This is a genomic window from Aquimarina sp. MAR_2010_214, assembly GCF_002846555.1.
Lineage (GTDB): Bacteria > Bacteroidota > Bacteroidia > Flavobacteriales > Flavobacteriaceae > Aquimarina.
In genome coordinates, this window is sequence record NZ_PJMS01000001.1 from 4,538,390 (window position 1) to 4,561,488 (window position 23,099).

A 23,099-nucleotide genomic window follows, 5' to 3' on the forward strand; every position below is an offset into this window, starting at 1 on the left:
AACATATCCAATGACCAGGTCTACCACTATTTTAACCTTCCTTTTTTCTATACTTTTTTTTAATGCTTGTGACAAAACTAATGTACCTACTCTTCCTGAAGAACCAACGAATGTTCCTCCTGAAGAAATAATTTCAATTCCGGTAGTAATTCATGTGATTAACTACAGTCCAGATCCATTTGTGATTAGCGATGAAAAAATACATTCTCAGATCGATGTATTAAATCAAGATTTTAGAAAGCTAAATCCCGATCATATAAACACGCCTGACGAGTTTAAGCATTTAGTAGCCGATGTAGGTATCGAATTTAAATTGGCAACCATAGACCCTAACGGAAACCCGACTACTGGTATAATTAGAACCGAAAGTATGGTTATTGCCTCTGATGGACATGAGGACATAGAAAATATTGAAGAGCGTTCATTATATTTTTCTGATAAAGGTGGGCAAGATGCCTGGCCAAACGATACATATCTAAATATTTGGATAGCTGATTATTCAAATCGTTTAGGTAATTTAGCACTTCCCGGATATGCTAATCCTCCTGAATCTGACCCAAGAATCGACGGGGTAGTTATGGATCCAAGAGTATTTGGAACTCTGGAACCTTTGGCTGATGGTCATAAGTTTGGAAGAACTGCTACTCATGAAATTGGGCATTGGTTACATCTTAAACATATTTTTGCAAAAGACAAAGATTGTGTATCTTCTGATCTAGTAGAAGATACACCTTCACAATATGAATCAAGAACAGGCCATCCTGTTCATCCTCAAATTTCTTGCAACAGTAATGATATGTTCATGAATTTTATGGATTATGTACATGATGATGCTATGTTTATGTTTACCAAAGGACAAAAAGAGCGAATGCGCGAATTGTTTAATGAAGGAGGTGCAAGACGAAAGTTATACCTTAATAATAAATCTAATTATAAAAATTAAGAAAATGATTAATGATATTTATTTTCAAAAGTTTCCTCAGTTAGAAAGTGAAAGGCTCATATTTAGAGAAATTATGATGAGTGATGCTTCAGATATCCAGAATATTCGAACAGATAAAAATGTGATGAAGTATATGGATTCAAATCCTCATTCAACGTTACAAGATTCTAAAAGTTTTATTTCAAAAAACATAGAAACCTATACAAAAGGAAATGGACTATTTTGGGCTATTATAGAAAAATCAACAAACACATTTATTGGTGATTTTGCATATTGGAAAATACTTATAGAAAATCATAGAGCCGAGATAGGATATACATTAAAACCTCAATTTTGGGGTAAAGGTTTTATGAAAGAAACTATGGTTGAACTCATTAAATTTGGATTTACTCATTTAAACCTACATAGTATTGAAGCTAATGTTAATCCTGAAAATGAAAGCTCTAAGAAGCTTTTGTACAGAGTAGGATTTAGAAAAGAAGGGTATTTTAAAGAAAATTATTATTTCGATGGAAAATATCTAGACAGCGAGATTTTTTCATTATTGGAAGTAGATTTTAAATACTCATAAATATTTTAGGAGTAATATAGTATCCATAGAAAAAATAGTACAATTTTTAAACTATATCAACTCAAAAAGATAGTACATTTAGACTAACTAAACCTATTGTGCATTTAAAAATTAATAGCATAAAAATTCGTCAATTCGAGTGCTTCGACCAAAGGAAGAAGTATATCGAGAATAGAATTTCGAATTAAAAAACCTCAAATTCACAACGGGTTAACTAATCATTATTAAAACACGCAGTATATAAAAAGAGTATATGAGTCAACTTCTTTATAAAAACATTTTAGAAAAAACTACTATTACCGAAGCTGAGTTTGAAGAATTTTTAACTCAAACGAAGTCAATTGTGGTGAACAAAAATGAGCATTTCTTAAACGAAGGTGAAATGGCTAATTATATTGCTTTTGTAGTTTCAGGTGGACTATACTCATATTCAATTGATGAAAAAGGAGAAAAAAATGTAGTACAAATTGCTTTAGAAAATTATTGGATAGCTGATTTGTACAGTTTCCTTTCTGGAGAACCCTCAAAATTAAATATCGAAGCAATTGTAGAAACCAAACTCATTATTATAAACAAAGATAATTTTGAAAAGACCTGTGATACCATTCCCGCTTTTGAACGTTTTCAGAGGCTTCTTATCCAAAAAGCTTATATAAGCACTTTACAACGTATTTCTGGGTTTACAAGTAAATCTGCACCACAGCGCTATTTAGAACTCGTAACAGAGCACCCCGAAATTATTCAAAAAGTACCACAGTTATTAATTGCTTCTTATTTAGGTATAAAACCTCAGTCGTTAAGCCGTATTCGTAAACAAATCTTCAATAAAAATAGCACCTCTAACATTAGTTAACCTAAGTGAATGCATAGCTTTTAGTCTTGTTACATCTTTGTAGTATTATTAATAAAAAAGATACTCATGATAGAAGTAACAAAAACAAGTGTAAAAGAACAAGTCGTGGCTCTTAATGCCATGATCCAAAACGGTCAAATTTTAGAAGCATTCGAAGAATTTTATGCAAATGATGTAATCATGCAAGAAAATGAGAATCCTCCTACATTTGGTAAAGATGCAAATAGAGAATTAGAAGAAGCTTTTGTAAGTAACATCACTCAGTTTAGAAATGCAGAAGTAAAAAGCGTATTGATCAATGACAACATTTCTGTTGTACAATGGGCTTTTGATTTTGATCATAAAGAATGGGGGACCAGAAATTATCTTCAATTGGCTATACAACGCTGGGAAAACGGCCAGATCATCAACGAAAAATTCTATTACACAAACTAAATAAACATATCTAAATAATTTAAAAATGAAGAAATTAGCAATAGTAATCGCATTTATAGCGACAACATATTCATTTGCACAAAAAACTACATGGAATGTAGATGCGAGTCATTCAAAAGTTAGCTTTTCGGTTTCACATTTAGTAATCTCTGAAGTTGACGGAAACTTTAACTCATTTAACGGAAGTTTTATAAGTAATAAGGATGATTTCTCAGACGCCAAAATTACTTTTGATATCGACGCTAACTCTATTAATACAGAAAATGCTAAAAGAGATGGTCATCTAAAATCAGAAGATTTCTTTTATGTCGAGAAGTACCCTAAGATCACTTTTAAAAGTACATCTTTTAAAAAGAAAAGTAAAAATAAATATCAATTAAAAGGAAATTTAACCATGCGAGGCATAACAAAAAAAGTAACATTAGATGTTTCTCATGGTGGAATTATAGCTAACGATGGTTTTGGAAATACCAAAGCTGGATTTAAGGCTACCGGAACTATAAATAGAACTGATTTTGGGGTTGCCTGGAATGCAAAGACAGAACATGGAGGTATGGTTGTAGGTGAAGATATTGAGATAACTATAAAACTAGAACTCGTAAAGAAAGATCCCAATGTAAACTAAATACATTACTATCTTTCTCTAAACTCGTTACAATGACTAAAAAAAGGCAATAATTATGAATAAAGACCCACGTATTAATGTACTAGATTTAGAACCTAATGCGTATAAAGCTATGCTTGCTATGGAACAATATCTAGCAGATATCAATATAGCTCCTCAATTAAAAGAGTTGATCAAAATTAGAGCTTCATATATAAATGGTTGCGCCTACTGCATAGATATGCATACTGTAGAGGCACAAAAAATAAATATTGAAGCACGTAAGCTTTTTGCTCTAGCTGTATGGAAAGAATCTACATTATTTAGTGGAGAAGAACGCGCAGCTTTAGCGCTAACTGATGAGATTACTAGAATAGCAGAAAATGGCGTTTCTAGTAAGGTGTATAATACTGTTAATGATTATTTTGATGAACATCAAATTGCGCAACTTATTATGCTCATTGTAAGTATTAATTCCTGGAATAGAATTGCCGTTGCTACCAAAATGGAGTTTTGAAAACGAGCAGTATATATACAAAAGACCGAACTATGTTCGGTCTTTTTTTTTGAATTAAATCTACTTGGTATATGCTGTTTTTATGGCACTCTCAAAAAACAGAGAAGTTTCAATGTATAGAATGTTTATACTACAACCTACTCATTTTCTCATAACACATTAAAAGGTCTATTTTATGAATTAAAAGGGATATAACCCCATTTCGACAAAAAGTGATTTTAATACATATGTTTAGTTTTTTTATTTGTCTCACAAATCAGTCAGTGCATTAAATTGGTTGTATCTCTTATCAGTATTTCATAGTTGAAATAAACTAAATCAAAAAAGGAGAAACACATGTATTGTTTGATAAAGTATAAATCATGTTTAACAAAAATAACAATATGAAATCTAACTTTTTTGCTTTAATTTTTATGTTACTCTTTTTTATAAGTTGTAATGATGATGATGATTTTATTTCTACTCCAACTCCTGATCCCATATCACTTTCTACAAAATTCTCTCAATATGTGACAGTTTCTGATGGTACAAGGCTAGCAGTAACGGTTTATTTACCAAAAGACTTAACAAGTGATGACGAAGTGCCAACTATCTTTATAAATACAAGATATGGTAGAGAGAGTGAAGCCAGGATGCAAAGTTTTTTTACAGAATCAGGATATGCCTTAGTTGTTGTCGACGCCCGTGGTTCTTCTGCCTCTTTTGGTGTTAGACCAGGAGAATACTCTCCACAAGAAGTTTCTGATATTAAAGACATATTAGACTGGCTCGTAGATCAAGAATGGTCCGACGGAAATATTGGTTCTTATGGCGTATCATATTCGGGTACATCAGCTGAGTTATTGGCTGCAACGCAACATCCGGCTGTTAAAGCTGTTATTCCTGGTTGGTCTGACTTTGATATTTACGACAGCCCTGCTCGACCTTATGGAGCCATTTCTTCTGGTTTTATTTCCCTGTGGAGCGATTTAGTAGACAAAATTGATAATGGATTACAAGCAACTCCTGTAGATAATGATGCAGATAAATCTCTTATGAAAGAGGCCATTGCAATGCATAGTCAAAATCCAAATGTTTTTGATTTTGTTTTCAATAATAGTTTTAAAGACTCAAAAAACAAAGGTACATATAGTCATCTAGAATCGTCTCCCCTATACTGGAAAGAGAAAATCGAAGCATCTAATGTACCGATGTTAGTTTTTGCAAGTTGGCTCGATGCGGGTTCTGCTGATGGGGCTATTAAACGTTTTCAATATTTTAGTAACTCACAAAAAGTTATTTTAATGGCTGATGATCATGGCGCTGAGTCTCATGCAAGCCCATATATTGTCTCAGATAAATTGATTTCACCTTCTATGAGTTTTGAGAAAATAATGCAACTACATCTCGATTTCTTTGACACATACTTAAAGGGAATAGACAAAGGAGTACATGCATGGCCCAATGTATTGTATTACAATTTTGGTGAGGAAACCTATTTAAGTAGTGATGTATGGCCACCACAAGGAGTCAATCAAGAACGATTTTACTTTAAAAACAATTTTGAGCTGCATCAGACCATACCAACAGATTTAACAGGAAAAGATCAATATGCTGTTGATTTTACAACATCTACTGGCGAAGCAAACAGATGGCTTGGTCAAATCAACGATGGGATTATGGGGCTACATGATCGAGGTGATATGGATTCAAAAATGCTCACCTACACCACCAAACCACTTTCTCAAGATGTACAAATTTCTGGCACGCCTGTTATCTCATTACAAATGTCGTCTACTCATGAAGAAGGATTGGTCTTGGTCTATTTAGAAGATGTTGATGAAAACGGACAAAGTAGATATATTACAGAAGGCGGTCTAAATTTAATTCATGAAAAAGAAAATACCAACCCATATTTCAATCAATCAATCCCTTTTCATTCGTTTTTAGAAGCTGATGCATCTACTATGCCAATAAATCAAATTGTAGAAGTTAACTTTCAACTTTTGCCTACATCTGTAAAGATAAAAGCAGGGCATCGTATTAGAATTGCTATTGCAGGAGCAGATAATAATACTTTTGACCGAATTCCTAAGAATGGTGATCCAGAGTGGACATTCTATAGAAATAAAGGAAGTAATTCTTTTATTGATTTACCGATTGTACACTAATTGTTTCTTTCAAATTAATTTAATACCATTCCTCAAATGGTATAAGTAATAAATTAGTCATAATTGAAGAACAATTATGGCTAATTTGATTACAAAAGCTTTGTTGTTTATGGTGTATAAAGAACTATTTTTGAATTAGTAATAACCTGTTATTTACAATTACTGTCAAGTGAAAGAAAAAAAACCTGCCCTTTACCAGCTTAAGAGGACCGATAAAATTATCTTTATTATATTTTTTATAATCTTTTCTTTATTACCAATTCTAACTGATGATGATAGAAATAAAGAACCTGAAATATATCCTATATGGATAGTTCTATCAATTGATGCAATCGTCCTGGTTTATTTAATTGCTTTTAAATGGTTAAAAGAGTTCAAAAACAAATACTATCTTATTCTTTTACTAAAGATATTTGCCATTACCCTCCTCCTACTTGTTCCGCAAATATTTATTTATAATTTATTATTTGAAGCCAAATTAATTGTTAGTCAGCATGAATTTTTTGTTGATGTATTAAGTTTACTGCTCTATATCTTAATTATAAGCAGTATTCTATTTGGTCTTATTATGTTTAATAAAAATATTGAAGTTCAAATTAAATTACTTAAAAATGAAAGTACACGAAAATCTAATGAACTAAGAGTCTTAAAAAGTCAAATTGATCCTCATTTTCTTTTTAATAATCTAAACACCTTAGACGCCCTCATTGATACTGATGTTAAAAAAGCTAAACCTTATATAGAGCGACTAGCAAAACTGTATCAATACTTACTTGCAACTATAGATGAAGATACTGTGTCCTTAAATGAAGAAATAGATTTTGCCAAAGATTATATCTATCTTATCAAAGAACGATTTGGCAATGATTACCAATTTCAAATTATAAATCAATGTAAAAAAGATGAAGATAAATTGATTCCTCCCTGTGCAATTCAAACTGCATTTGAAAATATCATAAAGCATAATAATGCATCGAAACAAAATCCTATTACTATCAAAATAATTATTGAAGATGAGCATGTTGCAATCAGTAACAATATAAGTTTAAAGACAAACCCCGTAAAATCTTTTGGTATAGGCCTAAATAACCTACAATCACGTTACAAGATACTATGTAATAGAACTATTGAAGTAGCAATAGATGATCACTATACAATAACCTTACCTCTTATTCAGAAATTAACGCAATAAAAACATGAAAGTTATACTATTAGAAGATGAAATTCCTGCATTCAATAAACTTTCAAAATACTTATTAGACCACAATTCTGAAGTCAAAATCTTAGGATGGTTTAGATCTTTAGAAAATGCATTTGAAGAAAAAGAACTTTTTGCTCAATGTGATTTGATCCTATCAGATATTAAGCTCTTAGATGGAAGTAGTTTTGAATTATTTCACCAATTAGAGGTAAACTGCCCTATCATTTTTTGTACTGCGTATAATAAATATATGGAAGATGCTTTTGAAACGAATGGAATTGCATATTTGGTTAAACCTTATTCACAAGAAAGCTTTAATAAAGCCATGTATAAATATGATCAATTATTTAAAAAGTCCAACCTGACACAATTGAACATGGATGCTTTTGGTATGATAGAGCAAATGTTACATAAAAGTATTAAAAACTATAAGCAACGCTTTAGCATTAAAAAGGAAAACGGTATCATCGTTAAACCAGTTGCAGATATTATATTTTTCAAAGCATTGGGAGATTTCTGTTCTCTTGTCGATATCCATAAAGAAAAGCACAATATCAGTTATAAAATATCCAACTTAGAACAATTACTCGATCCTCAACACTTTTTTCGAATCAACAGGAGCGAAATTGTCAATATCGCTTTTATTAAAAAGGTTGAACCCTATTTCAAAAATAAAATGCAAATTATTTTATCAGATAAAACTGTTCTTACCACAAGTGGTTCTCGAACACCTGAGTTCAGATTATGGCTAGATGGAAAATAATACCATTTCTCAAATGAAATTACCTACTAAACTATATTTCTACTGAAAACAATAGATTTTGTATCAAGATGTAATACGAATAAACTCTCTACAAGAGGTAGTAGTTTGTTTATTAATTTCCCTGAAGTGCATTATACACATTGATCGGTAAAAAATGACGTCTTTGTTCATTACTTTCACCATTAGATGCGGCAAATAAATCTCTAAAATATTTCACTGCGCCAACAGAGTAGTTTATTTTTTCTATCCACTTATAGAAGTCTTCTTCTTCTTGATCTGTGTTAACATACTCAAAAACAGTACCTTTTAATTTCTCCAAACCTGCTTCTGTAAAAACAGGACGTGAAGGGAGTTTTTTAAATTCTCCTTCTTTAACTCCTAGCAAGTTTTCGATCCATTGCAAATCTGTTTGATATTGCTTAATCAATTTATTCTCTAAGGAGTGGTATAATTCATCTTCAAACACAATCCTAACAGTACTTCTTTTACCAATCATATCCCCAACCTTAAAAGTAAGGCTATTATTAATCCCTAAATGAAATTGTCCATCACTATTACTTTCTTCCAGAACTACTGTAAAAGGAATACCATTAAGACTCCTTACTTCAAACTCCTGATCACTAATAGATTGAATAGAAACAAGTTCGTTTTGTGCATTTACTTGCATAAAAAAGCAAGATATCACTAGCATAAGTAATATTTTCTTTACGTTTTGAAGGCTTATTCTGTAGATCATAGCAATTTATTTTAGGTTGTTCAAATTTATAATTTCATAAGCTGTTTTCAAAACTCTAACAATACTGATTTGTTATTATTTTACAAATTGGCTTAAATAGGGCTGCTATTTTTAATATTACATATATCATGCCACAGTATTTAAAGTGCTGTTTATAAAGGCATATAGCTCCTATAAAAATATTGCAACTACAAAACACAAAAAAGATCCAGGCTGCTGGACCGGGAAACAACTGGACGATTTATGTACTGTGTGTTTTTCTTTAGAGAACAAGTTGATACCTTCGATAATGTTGAAGGTTCTTGGGCTACTTTTATTAAAACAACAAAAGCTACTTGTTACAGTAGCTTTTATCTTATTATCTTCTTTTATTTCCTCACGAATTTAAGGCACAAACTAGCACTAGTGATCACTCTTCGTAGAGCTAAAAACAGTTTTTTAACGAGCCTCACTTCCTCCTCCATTATATGTTCCTGTTAGAATGGTATTATCAGAAAACTTGAACATAAAATGCACATTGAATATAAAATAATTGGCATTTGGATCGTAAAAATCATTATGCTTTTTCTTATAAAGTATCTTTGCTTCTGTGACGCTTTTAGTACCTGAACTCGGCATACTACTATCTGCATCAAAATCGTGATCAATTGCAATACCAACATAATCATTATCAATATCTTTCTTAGTAAAAGTATGCACTACTCCTTCTGATATATTATTTAGCTTATCAATAATAGAAAAACGCAATACATTACCCTTACCTCTAAGACCCTGACTTCCTGAGCCATATTTAACACCAGAAGACAGTATTTCTATTCCTCCAAAAGTTCCCTCTTTATACGTTTTTAAACTATAAGACTCATTTTGATATCTAAAAATCTTAGATCCTGATTCCTCTTCGTCTGTTAAAGTAATCGTTACTGAAACCTTTTTTGTAAGACCTCCTGCGGATACTTCAACTTCTCCTGTTAGTACTGGAAAAAACTCATAATCAAAATAAGATATATCTCCTACTTTTAAATCTCCACTTTCTGTATCGATACTCAATGCTCCTTCTGGTTCTTGAGATAGTAATTTATACACTATATCTTTTTGATTAGATATTGCTTCTATCTTACCTATCGAAGGACTATAATTGGCCTCCCCACGCGTCAATGTAAAATCTTTAGCACTTAGCGTTGGTACGCCCTGATTTTCAAGTTCATTACTACTATCATCCTTACTACAGGACTGAAATACTAAAACCTGAATCAATACTACTCCTATGTACTTTAATACTCTACTCATCTTTTATTCTTATTTGTTGTTTAAAATTTTACATTATTTATCCTATATACTCCTAAAAAAGACCCCGTTTTATTATTATTCTGATTTTTATGAAACTACATTAACATGAACTTGCTAATACTTAATCTGAATCTTTTGTTTCTTATGTTTTTAATACTTCCCTCTTTTTATTTTCACATGGTATAAGGAAGCTCTTCTATTTTATTACCTATTTTATTACTCTTACTCATAAACCAATCTGATACGGGACTAGTTACAACCGACCGTTAACGGGAATATCTGTGGAATTATAATAACACGATTACAAATTCGTGTTGTTACAATTAACAATGCAATAATAGTAGCTCTCAGTTTCATTTTTCGGAACTGGAAAATATTTTTTTACAATAATTATGTGTTTTGAACCTATACACTTATATATCATCTGTATTACTGTACTCTCACGCGAAGTCGGGAAACTTTGCGTAGCATTACATTTTTTAGTTAATCACTCTTTGCGGAGCACTGGGTAGCATACTTCTAAAAAACAAAAACCACCTATTTCTAGGTAGCTTTGTTATTCCTTATTTTATCTCTCTTGATCCATCCACTCACACAGCTTACTCATAACCGGTACTAGTGTGGACACTAGCACTATCAATCAGACACGCTATACCCGAGCGGGAGACATTTGCGCAGCAATACCGTTTTTTATTTAATCACTCTTCACAGAGCTGGCAAAAACTGCCCGATACCGATAGGGAACATATGCTTTTTACAATCGATGCAATGATCAGAGATGCTAAAGCTAGGTTAGCATACTTCTAAAAAACAAAAACCACCTATTTCTAGGTAGCTTTGTTATTCCTTGATTTTATCTCTCTTGCCCCATCCACTCACACAGCTTACTCATAACTGGTACTAGTGTGGACACTAGCACTATCAATCAGACACGCTATACCCGAGCGGGAGACATTTGCGCAGCAATACCGTTTTTTATTTAATCACTCTTCACAGAGCTGGCAAAAACTGCCCGATACCGATAGGGAACATATGTTTTTTACAATCGATGCAATGATCAGAGATGCTAAAGCTAGGTTAGCATACTTCTAAAAAACAAAAACCACCTATTTCTAGGTAGCTTTGTTATTCCTTGATTTTATCTCTCTTGACCCATCCACTCACACCGCTTACTCATAACCGGTACTAGTGTGGACACTAGCACTAGCAATCAGACACGCTATACCCGAGCGGGGGACATTTGCAAAGCAATATCGTTTTTTATTTAATCACTCTTCGCGGATCTGGATGATAACATTGGTTCTATAAGTAATCTACTTTCTGATAACTGCTTATAATACACTCCTAATGGTTTAAATTTATCTTGTAAAAAAACTAGAAAAAGAGGGTCATCTGAATTAACAATAAAAGTTTTTTTCTCATCCATTAATCCATCCATATCACACTTAACATTTGGAAAATAAATATTCCTAAGCGTGAAAATATTCCCTGTGGTAACTTCCTTCTTTCTTTCTATTGACTCTAATACCGATTCTAATGATTTGGGTGTATTATCAATAAGAACACTTTCTTTACCTTCTCTTATCATATAGTCTAAAAATTCTATATGATGAATTTCTTCTGAAGTCATTGTTTCTTTATTCAAATAATAAACTTTAGGAGGGCTAACTCCTGAAAGATCACCATCTTTTCTAATTTTATCTAAGTCTAAATTAACATCATCATGTATAAATAAATACACCCTATCATCGAAATCGTATTTATTAACAAGTGTTTTTCCTTCCGTCAAACTCGAAATTAAAACTTCTAATCCTCTCATTATATAATTATGGTTGTTTCTTTTCCAAAGTGTAAATATCAATACTTTCTATCAATTCTCTAAGCCTTCGCCAAGATGTTTCTATTTTTGCTTCTTGAATATCATATATTTCCCAACCACTTTCTTTGACACCATTTACCGCGTGCCCTTTAAATAAGTGTTTAAGTTGAGTTTTTTTGTTCCAATTAAATCGAATGATAGTCTGATCTATTGAACCATCAAGTGATCTAAGGAAGTTTCCCATTTCATGAGTAGTACTAACATTTTTCTTATTTATACTAAACAATTCTCCTAAGTTTTTAGTAATATAATCATCAGGTGCATCAATAGTCATTCTTGGGGCTTCTCCAAAAGAAAACCCTCCATAATGTTTAGCAAATTCTACACTTACACATAAACAATGATCTCTATAATTACCTGGGTTAATTTTTTTATGTGCACCTAATAAAGAGATATCTTTTTTTCCTCCAATACTATTAGGAGTAGCTCCCCACCCTTTACTAAATAATCTTCTATTAGATCTAGACAATAACTTCTGTTCAGGTATGCCATCAAAAGACAAAATCCCTCCCATTATTACCTGAGCTTGTGCCATACGATCACCATTATACGCCCGACTAAACATATCATATCCTCCTAACATCAAAGCAGCGTCAAAAAGGTAATTTCCTGTTATATTCTTTGACGGCCTTGTGGCGGTATGACTTGGAGCATTTTCAAGTTCCCATCCCAAAGGATCTCTTGCCCTAAAGCTAAGAGGGTTATTTTTGGGATGATTAAAATCAATTATTGACATCCTTGTACCTACATCCCACCAAAATTCCTCAGAGAAAACAGATTCCAACCCTTCCAACTCTATCATGTGTATAACCCTATTCTCACTAAATGCATAAGGAGAGTTCCATGGATATTCTTTTGCCAAAGGATCCACCGCGAAGAACCTACCCACACGAGGATCATGCATCCTAAACTTATAATTTATAGAATTCCCTTCTCCTTTGACTTCATTATCCATTTCCTGTCCCTGAAAACCATATCTGTAGTTGCCAGAGTTTCCATGCCTATTGGGTAAAAGCATCCCAAAAGGATAGTAATCACTAAATGTAAGAACGTCTGGTGTAAAGGTAGTTAAATTTCCTGTAGTAATCGCACTCTTACGGTCACTTACCACACTCAATACATTACCCAAATGATTACTTAATTCATAGCGCTTGTCTCCTACGGTATTACTAAAAGTAGTTATAGCAGGCATATCTGTAGTCGTGAGCAGTATGTTCTTTTCTTCTAACCCTAATCGGCTACTACCATAGATATGATGTTCTCGTAAACGCATATCGGCAGCAACAGATCCACTGGTGTTTGCCTCGTATACCCCCATCGTATTCCCTTGGGCGTCGCGTGCGTACAGCGTGGTTTTGTTTTCTGGTAATACCGTTTTAGAAATACGATTTCCCAGACCATCATAAGCAAAGCTTATTGTTGTACCATTACTTTTAGTGATCTGTTTTACCTTACCATCTACACGCCACTCGATATTGGTAATTCCTTCTTTTTTATCAGAAATCAGTTGTCCGATAGCATTATATGTATAATTATCTGGATTCTGATCCTCCAGATCATTAAACTGGCTACCTGCAATAGCATCATCTACATGCCCTAATTGATTAGAACGTTTTTGTAATCCTGTATCGGGATCAGTAACCGTTTTATACGTATAGGTAAGGTCATCCATATTCACTACCGTACTCTGGCTATTGACTGCTGATCGTTTTAAAGTATCGAGGTTGCCATTATTATCATATGCATATTCTGAGCTATAATTTTTAGTACCTACTGTTCCTGCTATTTTATACCCCTGCATTTTTTTAATACGGTTAAGCTGGTCATACTCGTAATGGTTGCTCTGTGATGCGAGCATAGACTCATTATTATCAATCAGACTGGTTACCATCTGCTTGATATTACCATTATACAGGTTTTTACTGCTTTGTAATCCTGATGTATTGCTATATGCAAATGAAGTCGCATTGGTCGTACCTACAGATTTATAATCACCAGTATAGTAACTTAGTGAATACCCCATAGCATCTTTGGCTACGGTAGAACCATTGGCTCCATCTCCTCCCATATCGGTATCAGGACTTAGGCTTTCTGAGTTTACTCCTTTTAACCATCCTTGTAAGGTGTATGCATAATCAATTCCCTGTACTTTCTTGTCTCCAAGTACTGTTCTGGCCAGTGGACCATGTGCAAAGTATTGATAACTCGCATCCTGTTCCCAGATCATTCCATGATCAGAAGTTTTGACATTAACAATACGGTTGTCTGCATCGTACTCATATTTATGAATAAACTGATCTGGCTTCCCTTTTTGATAGGTTACCGTATTTACATTACCACTAATCAGATCATAGGCATACTGGGTGCGTTTCATACCCGAAGTAGGATCATCTAGCGTTAGTGCCATTTGCTTATTATGCTGTACCAGTTCTTTTACATTACCGTGGATATCATAGGTATAGAAAATCGCATGGTTATATTGCCGTTCGATTGTAGCTGTACCAAAGGTATCGTAGTAATAAATTGCAGATACGCGATTACGTGTCGTACTTGCATAACTATCTGCATCCAGCACCGTCTCAAAGATCTCTGTTGCTGCAATTTGTAAATCATTATATCGGGTGCGGGTTACTTCTACTCGATTTGCAGCGACATTAACAGGGTAGTTGTCTTCTACTCGTGTAAGGACTTCATTACCACCGGTAGTATATACCAATTTACCCGTAGTATCATTGATACTTATTCCTTTATCTGGTATCAGTTCTCCTGCTTCGATAATTCTACCCAACTCATCATAGGTAGTATAGCTAAATCTGTTATTAATACGTTGTTTTGCATTCTGAGAAGCGATAATCCTACCCAGTTTATCATAAGCAAAACGGGTAATCCCACCATCTGGTGTTTTTTGCCATACCAACTGATTGAGAGAATTGTAACGGTATTGTGTTAGCAACTCATGATTTGGCAACAGACCTGCATTCTCTTTGGCTATGTTATTTGCCCGGTGTTGATTGATTTGTTCATTAAGTGTTACTCCTGATGTATTTGTGGCCAATAATTCTGCCTTGGTAAAACGATCTACTCCTTCTGGAGGAACTGTTTGTAACAGGTTACCGGATTGATCATAATAGTATAGGGTATATTGATATTCTTTATCAAAATACTTCATATCAAAAGTCTCTACAGCATCATCGATTGCTTTTTTGATATATCCTTTAACAAATTCTTCGCGTTTGATCGTGATAAAACTCTCATAAGCATCTCTGGTATACGCAGCTCGTACACTTTTTACAAATTGCTTACAGTCACTATCTTCTGGGACATCTATAGTAACATCACTAAAATCTGTAAGGAAGGCTCTTGGTACACAAACACCTTTGTTCTCCGGTTGATTAAGGTAATCTGTAGTAAAGGCTGCCCAGGTTTTTATTGTACCGCTACCACTAGTATGTGTAAAGTATAAATCGATAATAGCTGGCTTATCTTTGTAAGGTTTACTCATCCCAGGATATCCAAAATTAAACTCGGTAGCTCCAAAACGAGCCATAGACATATAATGTAAGTTTAAGGTCGAGGTGATTTTAAATTTGGTGAGGTAATAATCATAATCATCGACCAGGTATTGTAACGAGTTTTTACAAAATTCTTCCTCTGACACTACATCTCCTTCTTCTTTATCTCCGATACGGTTCATTACCGTTGTATAAGCAGCATACTTCGCTGTACAACTTACAGGCTCTACCAACGGTGGAACACAAACGGTAGGACCACAAGGGATGATTTCGTCTGCGATAACGGTGGCGGATCTTGCTGAAAGTTCATTAGTTCTACTTGATGATGGACTAGAAATAGTATTTGCTCCAGTCGTACCACATAACGTTTCTCTTTCTGTAATTTCCGAAGTTATTCTATTTTTAGTTGTTTGGACTGATTCATTAAGACCCATCTCTAACAAAACATTGAAGTAATAAGTATATCCTTTACCATAATCTCCTGCCTTCATTTCAGGTATGGCAAACGCAGTTACAAAATGAGTTATGCCTACATTTTTAGCGGTTTGAATTAATCCATTTGTGTTTTTATATCGTACGGTAGCATATATAACCCCTTGTATTGTTTCTCTAATAAAAAACACATCTAATATTTGAGCAACATCTTTAAAATCCTCTTCAAAAATGATATCAATCCTATTAACTATGGTACGTTGACGTACTCCACCAATTACATTACCTCTTTTTACTCTTGTATCTAATTGAAACCCTCCTCCAAAAGTTGATGTACTTTCGTAAACCGAACTTAAGTTATCAATTGGTCTGACTGATATATTTAAAGTATCTTTGAATGAAGGTATTTGAAAATTGGTATTGGGGGCTTCTAAAGTTGTAGCAAGGAACTTCTCGACTCTAGTATTGAAATCAACACCAGTAGACCCCGAAGAAATAGAGTTGAGTGGGATTCTTATTCCTGAAGAAGAACCAGATGTTAAATATACATTCATTGCATCCTTTAAATAATTTTCAAATGCTCTTTCTTCAGCTTCAGAGCCCGGTTGTACAATCGACACATTGACATTGTCAATATCCTGAATTTTTGATGCTATCGAATATCCTGTATATTTGGTAAACAAATCACAATCAAAGTCAAAATAAATACGATACCTTGGTGCTATACAAGATGCTGAATCCTTAATTCTACTGAATACTGATATATCATTTCTATATAACTCCAGATAACCATTAGGGTTATTGAAAACATATCCATTTGTCCAGTTTAATGTAGGTACGTAATTAACTATTCCTGCCGAGCTATTGTTTATTTCTTCATATGTTATAGATTGAATATTTACTCCTGAAGCTGTAATACTTTGATAACTTCCTATCTCTATTGAAAAAACCAAAATATCTGCATAGGCTATATAAAAATCAACGTTGTCATCATTTAATGAGCCTCCATGAATACCTTTTTTGTGTTTTTTGAATTTCATGATAATCTGTGTCACATCAGAGAAATCATATACTCCGCCATTAAAACATGTCTCCGGATAATTAGTACATTGAGCTGCACTTTGAGCAGTAAAGAAATCTTTCAAAAATTTATTATATTTTGAATTACTCGCCGAATACACATTTTTTCCTAAATTATTAGCGTTTAACGCACCATTATTTATTAAGTTATTGATAAGCCCAGTTAAATTTTCTGAAAGCTTTTCTTTGAGAGTACAGACAGGATCAATCGGTACAATAGGATTAAAAAATGGGCAATCCACCTGACTTTGAGACTCTTGAACCCCACCTTCTCCAACTGGATATGTAAATACTAATTTCAAATTAGGTTCTACCGTACGTATGATCCCTTCAGTAGTTCTATAGGTGATACTTAACCGCGTATTACCAGAACCTTTTTCTCCTTGTGATAATTTGGCATTTCTCGAAAAAGCTTCAGATCTACTTGCTCCTCCAGAATCCTCTCTTAAATCTAAACAAAGTATATCCTGAATTTTGGCAAAGTCTTGTTGGCTGGCTAAATCTTGAAAATTAATAATAAAACTGGCTGTTGGATTAAAAGAATCAAAACGGCTGAGACTTTCTGAAGTATTTCTTATTCCAGTAAAACCAATACTTATTGTATGGTTAGAAGTAGATTTTATGCCTGATGCTTGCTCTATTCGAAGATCAACCTGTCTATCTGAAATTGGATTCAATCTACGTTGTAGTCGTTTTTGCAATTGTAAATCTTCTTTAAAAGAGGTCATCTTGGCAAATTCCAAAGGTTTTCTTTCATCTAATGGCAAAAACTTAAATGCGAAATCTAGTACTTCTTTAAATCGGTCTTCAAATAATTTTTCTGTTTCCGAATTAGAAGGACAAGCTACCTCGTTATTACATTGGATATCCTCGCCTACCAAATCATTAATATCCCCACAACATAATAGATTAATCAATCTACAGGACGACCTAGTGTTCTTTCCTGATCTTGCAGCAAAACTAGTGTTTCCACCAGAGCAAGATTCATATAGCTTGGCGGTGACTACCTTAGGAAAATGATCGGCTTCCCGATAGGTGATATTTAATTGCTGTTCCTTAATCTCTCCCTTATCTGTATAGGTATAGTTTACATTGGCTCCTGTAATGATCTTGATAGTTGCTGCATCTAATGCGTTCTCCAGTACCATCGTAAATTTAGTCACTCCGGCTACGTCTATGGTATACGTACCTACAGGACCTGTTCTCCAAACTGCTGTTCCGGCTCCAAAGAAGGTCGCCAGATAACTCCCTTTGTATGAATCTAATGCATCCAGAGTTACACTCGCATTATTGATCGTATTATTCTTTTCGAGCTCATATAACAGATTTCGTATCCCGGTCTCAAAACGTGAGGTATTATTACACCCAGAGATATCTGTTCCACTACCATCACCTATATATTCTCCTATACCATCAGCATCTGTAATACTACAATTAGAGATTCGAGCCTGAGTACTACCTGTCAAAATAACCTCCTGAGTAGTGGCAGTACTACCAGTACCTATACGTACTTCGGCTACCAGACTGTATTTAAATACTTTGGCGACGTCATCATAACTAGGGTAGATTTGTTTGATATTGGTAATCATCCAATTCGAGGTTCCATAATTCCCCCAGGTCTTGCCAAAAACAGATGCTGCCGGCAGACTTACTTCAATCGGGATATCACCAACATCCAGGTTATTTTGGTTAAATCGAATCTGAAGCGTTCTATCTCCATTTGTCTTCGTGTTTTTTACGGTAATAGCAACGTCTGTGGGATGTTCTCCTCCTAAATCAGTAAATAGTGCAGGACTTAGATAAGCTCCCGTATAGGCATTACTTGTACTGATTCCTGAGCCATATTCCTTAAAATAATACGTAAGGTACATCTCTAAGTCTCTGGCCTTGGGACAAACTCCGGTTGCAACATAATACTCATAATTGGTAAACCCTGCCAGGTCATCATAAATATCTCTTGAGTTATCACCAGAACTATATAAATTATCAGATGGCTTAAAACGCTTCTCTTTTTTATCATATTGAGCTACATGCGCATCCTTACATAATCCATTAGCGGTACCCGTAATTAACCCCTCTACTTTATTATTGACTGCGGTACTATAATTAGATAGTACTGTAAGTAATGTGGTAGGGGCTGCTTGTGTACCTATACAACCATTATAACATCCTTTGTTTATCCCATAAATATTACCAAATAAGCTTTGGATCGTTTGCTTGGCAGTGGCATAATTTGCTTTATACGTATTCCAGAACTGATCTTTTTTTGCAACATCGGTAAATGTATCTACCTTACCCACTATAGCTCCTGCTGTTGGATTCGCTCCTAAGCCCAAATCACAACTCGAGATACTGTTACATACCAAAGTTGCCAAAGTAAACTCCATTACATTCTTATCACTACCGTTATAGTTTTGAGTAAGAGATTCTTTGATGATATCTTTTCGTGCTCCATGGGAGGTCGTGTTTTCTACTCTGGGGATTACACTCGAAAAATAAGGGTCTCTGCTTGATAACGTTTCTAATGCTCCTAGTAAACCTGCTGTTTTTGCAGCTGTATATGTTTTAACAGATTGCAGGTACATATCAAAGCCATCAGAATTCATCTTTGCTCCACTAACCGTGGCAGTGACTTCACAAACAGCATTGGCATATTCTAAATAACAATATTCAGGGTGATATACTAGCAATGATGATGCCCATTGCTCCTGCCAGATGGCATCACTTAGAAAATCAGAGACATTAGCAAGATATTGGGGTTCTACATATACAAAGTCACGATCACCTGGCTTTTCTATAATAACGGCGCCTTCTTGTAATTTTGGAGTATAGCTGATATCTTCTTGTACCTCTCCCGCATCATTGGTAGAAATTTTGATTGTTTGCTTTATTTTTACATAACTGATCGTACCTTCTTCGTTATAATAGTGTCCTTTTGTGTATACTCCTGTTCCACTTGGTGCAGCGTCATATGATGCATGACGAGGATTTCGCCAGCTATTAAAGACTCCCGAAGAAGTTCTGGCACTGTACAACTCATTGGATTCATTATAAATATTCAGCTTAGCACTATTGGCAGAAGTAGACGATCCTGCATTATTTGAATTCTGGTTATTATATATATTTGCTATATATGCGCCATACTGACCTAATGGTTTCATATCATTAAGCAATGCTGATGCTGCTATACCACAACTAATCGAATTGGCTACGATATCCTCGGTGGTATCGGTAGCATCAATCGTACCGTCTGCACAAGGGGCATTACAAGCTCTAACTAAAGCATCCCATTGGATACCAAACACTTCGCTCAATCTTGTCTTTTCATTGGCTAATTCTGCAGCGGATAGATAGTCTAATTTTGAATAATCATAATTGGCTACCTGAGTAGTTACATAAGAAGCTCTCCCTCCATAATCAGCTATTAAAGCTTTCTCACAATCTTCGCAAGTCACAAAACATCCTTCAAAACTAAGTACCGGTAAATTGGTTACCTCTTCGGGGCTGACATAACAGGCATCATTTTTATCCTGAAGCTTTTTAACATACGCATCTGCATATGCTTCCAAAGATTCTCTACTCACCACCAAACTTTTGGTAATACTATAACTCCCTCTCTTTACCGGTGATACAAATTCTGGTAATACAAACTTCCCTGGGGTTCCTTTACTTAGGTCTATCTTTTGTTTTTTGGAACCCGAAATAAGAGAATTCCCATCGATATCTAAGACATCAATCGCCAGATCATATACCAAAGGATATTGTACATTGTTGGTTGTAGTACAGGCATATTCAAAAAACGGATCATTAGCAACACTATAGTTAAACGTTCGGTTTTCTGCAAAAGCAGAAACCTTGGTACCTGCATATTCTAAGGCATCTTCTAATGCGCCATAGGCCTGAGTAGCTGTTTTTATATTATTATCGGCATTAGTGTCTTTGGCTTCTCTGGATAACTTACCTAACAGATCAACGTTTAGCTCTTTATGTAATAACCCACTGGCATCTACTTCATCTGAGGTTCCGATCAGGTTCGTCGGAGTATACCCTGATAATGCAGTAGCAATAGTCCTTCCTTGTGGATCGATATAACTAATACTGGCCTGACCATTAGGGTCAATCACCATATTCTTTTTATAATGTGCTTTATTCCCTACACTATAACCAAACAAACGGTTTAATTCTTTCTGCTCTGGAGTACCATAATAATACTCCATCTCCTGACCGCTACCCAATTGGTGGGTAACTCCCACACCACTCTTTCTACGGATACGTCCCGTGTTATCTGGCATATATTCGATCTGAGAGAAGGGATGTCCCTCTGCATCAGGTACTCGATCCTTAAAATCTCCACCACTATCATTAGCTGCAGAATAGTATTTACTCGCGCCATTTGATGTAGCCATAGCTTTTGCGGTAGTAGACTGATCCAGAACATTCTGACTATTCAGATCAAAATCTGTATAATCATATGGGGTACCTGCTTGTAAGGTACTCTGATTAAAATCTCTGACATACCCTATTTGCTTTTGTGTTGTAGGAACTGGTAATACTTCTACTGCAACACGACCTTGCGCATCATAGATCACCTCACCTACAATAGTGTTGTCATCTGAATTGATCTTGGTAACCGTTTGACGATTACGTAGCGTACCATCAAAATAGCTAACTACTTCTTTTTTCTTACCTTCTTCTGCATAACTTGACTGAAATTGCCAGTTCTTAGATTTTTCATGATCACTGGTCAACTGATAGACATCAGGCCAACTGGAAACTGTAGTTTTTGATGTAGCTCCACTACTCCATCTTCCATACTTATATTTCGAAACATTCGACTGATAACGACCTACTGCGCGTACTCTATAGATGATATATCCTTTGCTATAAATTAGTGGAATACTATACGTACTATTTGTAGTTTGAATACGAGTGTTGTTTTTCTCAAAATCACGGGTGCTAAACTTAACCTGGCTCGGAGTTAGTGCGGTATCAAAAGTAGGCCCATAACTATCTATCCAGGTCCATTCTAACTGGTAATGATCTACTCCTTCAACCGATCCCCAACTTACCGATAATTCGTTATGAGATGTATCATATACTCCGGTAACATCTGGTGTGGTATCTGATAACTGCTTATAATTCTCCAAAGATAACTCTGATGAAAGGGCTATGTTTTCTGGAACATAACCATTGAGATCTGCAGCCAAACCTGCCCCTAGATTTTCATAAGAACCTTGTTGAATGGTTATACGAGCGCCGTAACTATCAGATATAACATGTTTGCTTACACCAATACCACTACTTCCTGATCCTGAAACCGTATTATGTGCTACCGATAATTTTACTTCATAACGCTTTGATGTATCAAAAGTACCGTTAGATAGTCTTGGAGTTACATTTAGGGTTAATCCATAACGAAACCATCCATAGGGAGGCTGATCTGAATCTACTCGTAAAATCAAACTCGTAGCCGATGAAACCGTAGTTGCATTGGTTAAAATGTTTAGATTAGGACTGAAATCAAGTGCAGTACCTGAACTAATCGCACTACTAATTTCTGATGGGGTATAAGATAATTTGTCCTGACCATAACCTAGGGTCAAAACAAAAAATAAAATAAAAAACTTAAGATATATGCTAGTATTTTTCATAAATACAGTACCGTTTTAGTATGCCTGATGAGTTAAGTGATATCCGTGGAATTATAATAGCACGATTACAAATTCGTGTTGTTACAATTGCTAATGCAATAATACTAGCTCTTAGTTCCATTTTTCGGAACTGGGAAATATTTTTTTACAATAATTATGTATTTTGAGCCTATACACTTATCTATGATATGGATAGCATTTCCTTAGTATATCAGAATCTACTTGCCAAAGATGTATCGGGAGCATCATCACTCCTTTTCTTGAAACAACAAAAGCTACCTGTTACAGTAGCTTTTATCTATAAAATTATATTTCATCCTTTGATCATTGCGCAAAGTCGGGAGACATTTTCGTAGCAATACCGTTTTTTATTTAATCACTCTTCGCAGAGCGAGCAAAAACTGCCCGATACCGTTAGGGAACATATGCTTTTTACAATCGATGCAATGATCAGAGATGCTAAAGCTAGGTTAGCATACTCCTAA

Annotated in this window: 13 protein-coding genes; 9 read left to right on the top strand and 4 right to left on the bottom strand. The window is 34.6% G+C overall.

The window, feature by feature from the left end; genetic code table 11:
- The first annotated feature begins 10 nt into the window (after positions 1–10).
- The 9 genes from ATE84_RS19460 (at position 11) to ATE84_RS19500 (ending at position 8,037) form a co-directional block, all read left to right on the top strand.
- The gene (locus tag ATE84_RS19460; RefSeq protein WP_101449549.1) at positions 11–943 is read left to right on the top strand and encodes a M43 family zinc metalloprotease; all 933 of its coding nucleotides are present in this window, start codon (positions 11–13) and stop codon (positions 941–943) included.
- Between the two features lie 4 nt (positions 944–947).
- A complete protein-coding gene (locus ATE84_RS19465; RefSeq protein ID WP_101451107.1) occupies positions 948–1,514 on the top strand; it encodes a GNAT family N-acetyltransferase in 567 nt (188 codons plus the stop codon).
- A gap of 253 nt (positions 1,515–1,767) precedes the next feature.
- Positions 1,768–2,367 (top strand): Crp/Fnr family transcriptional regulator, encoded by a 600-nt coding sequence (locus ATE84_RS19470; protein ID WP_101449550.1) that lies wholly within the window; start codon positions 1,768–1,770, stop codon positions 2,365–2,367.
- A gap of 66 nt (positions 2,368–2,433) precedes the next feature.
- Positions 2,434–2,802, top strand: coding sequence for a SnoaL-like domain-containing protein (locus ATE84_RS19475; RefSeq protein ID WP_101449551.1), 369 nt, complete (start codon positions 2,434–2,436; stop codon positions 2,800–2,802).
- A gap of 25 nt (positions 2,803–2,827) precedes the next feature.
- Positions 2,828–3,427 (top strand): YceI family protein, encoded by a 600-nt coding sequence (locus ATE84_RS19480; protein WP_101449552.1) that lies wholly within the window; start codon positions 2,828–2,830, stop codon positions 3,425–3,427.
- 55 nt (positions 3,428–3,482) lie between these two features.
- On the top strand, positions 3,483–3,923 hold the full coding sequence (locus ATE84_RS19485) for a carboxymuconolactone decarboxylase family protein (protein ID WP_101449553.1): 441 nt from the start codon (positions 3,483–3,485) through the stop codon (positions 3,921–3,923).
- A 383-nt stretch (positions 3,924–4,306) separates the two neighbouring features.
- A complete protein-coding gene (locus tag ATE84_RS19490) occupies positions 4,307–6,073 on the top strand; it encodes a CocE/NonD family hydrolase (RefSeq protein ID WP_158237304.1) in 1,767 nt (588 codons plus the stop codon).
- A gap of 169 nt (positions 6,074–6,242) precedes the next feature.
- Positions 6,243–7,265: a sensor histidine kinase gene (locus ATE84_RS19495; RefSeq protein ID WP_101449555.1), complete on the top strand. Its 1,023-nt coding sequence runs from the start codon at positions 6,243–6,245 to the stop codon at positions 7,263–7,265.
- 4 nt (positions 7,266–7,269) lie between these two features.
- A complete protein-coding gene (locus ATE84_RS19500; RefSeq protein ID WP_101449556.1) occupies positions 7,270–8,037 on the top strand; it encodes a LytTR family DNA-binding domain-containing protein in 768 nt (255 codons plus the stop codon).
- Positions 8,038–8,149: 112 nt separating this feature from the next.
- On the opposite strand, the gene ATE84_RS19505 is transcribed toward ATE84_RS19500, so the two are convergent.
- From ATE84_RS19505 to ATE84_RS19520, 4 genes are all read right to left on the bottom strand, one after another.
- Positions 8,150–8,773 carry a hypothetical protein gene (locus tag ATE84_RS19505; RefSeq protein ID WP_143273673.1) on the bottom strand — a complete coding sequence of 208 codons (624 nt, stop codon included), beginning with the start codon at positions 8,771–8,773 and terminating at the stop codon, positions 8,150–8,152.
- Between the two features lie 438 nt (positions 8,774–9,211).
- A complete protein-coding gene (locus ATE84_RS19510; protein WP_101449558.1) occupies positions 9,212–10,060 on the bottom strand; it encodes a cadherin repeat domain-containing protein in 849 nt (282 codons plus the stop codon).
- A gap of 1,264 nt (positions 10,061–11,324) precedes the next feature.
- On the bottom strand, positions 11,325–11,879 hold the full coding sequence (locus tag ATE84_RS19515) for a hypothetical protein (RefSeq protein ID WP_101449559.1): 555 nt from the start codon (positions 11,877–11,879) through the stop codon (positions 11,325–11,327).
- A gap of 7 nt (positions 11,880–11,886) precedes the next feature.
- Entirely contained in the window at positions 11,887–22,614 is a 10,728-nt protein-coding gene (locus tag ATE84_RS19520; RefSeq protein WP_101449560.1) for an RHS repeat-associated core domain-containing protein, read from the bottom strand.
- Positions 22,615–23,099 lie beyond the last annotated feature (485 nt).

Excerpts from the sequence above, each read along its gene's own strand:
- ATE84_RS19460 (WP_101449549.1), top strand. The coding sequence starts at position 11 with ATGACCAGGTCTACCACTATTTTAACCTTCCTTTTTTCTATACTTTTT.
- ATE84_RS19465 (WP_101451107.1), top strand. The coding sequence starts at position 948 with ATGATTAATGATATTTATTTTCAAAAGTTTCCTCAGTTAGAAAGTGAA.
- ATE84_RS19470 (WP_101449550.1), top strand. The coding sequence starts at position 1,768 with ATGAGTCAACTTCTTTATAAAAACATTTTAGAAAAAACTACTATTACC.
- ATE84_RS19475 (WP_101449551.1), top strand. The coding sequence starts at position 2,434 with ATGATAGAAGTAACAAAAACAAGTGTAAAAGAACAAGTCGTGGCTCTT.
- ATE84_RS19480 (WP_101449552.1), top strand. The coding sequence starts at position 2,828 with ATGAAGAAATTAGCAATAGTAATCGCATTTATAGCGACAACATATTCA.
- ATE84_RS19485 (WP_101449553.1), top strand. The coding sequence starts at position 3,483 with ATGAATAAAGACCCACGTATTAATGTACTAGATTTAGAACCTAATGCG.
- ATE84_RS19490 (WP_158237304.1), top strand. The coding sequence starts at position 4,307 with ATGAAATCTAACTTTTTTGCTTTAATTTTTATGTTACTCTTTTTTATA.
- ATE84_RS19500 (WP_101449556.1), top strand. The coding sequence starts at position 7,270 with ATGAAAGTTATACTATTAGAAGATGAAATTCCTGCATTCAATAAACTT.
- ATE84_RS19505 (WP_143273673.1), bottom strand. The coding sequence starts at position 8,773 with ATGATCTACAGAATAAGCCTTCAAAACGTAAAGAAAATATTACTTATG.
- ATE84_RS19510 (WP_101449558.1), bottom strand. The coding sequence starts at position 10,060 with ATGAGTAGAGTATTAAAGTACATAGGAGTAGTATTGATTCAGGTTTTA.
- ATE84_RS19515 (WP_101449559.1), bottom strand. The coding sequence starts at position 11,879 with ATGAGAGGATTAGAAGTTTTAATTTCGAGTTTGACGGAAGGAAAAACA.
- ATE84_RS19520 (WP_101449560.1), bottom strand. The coding sequence starts at position 22,614 with ATGAAAAATACTAGCATATATCTTAAGTTTTTTATTTTATTTTTTGTT.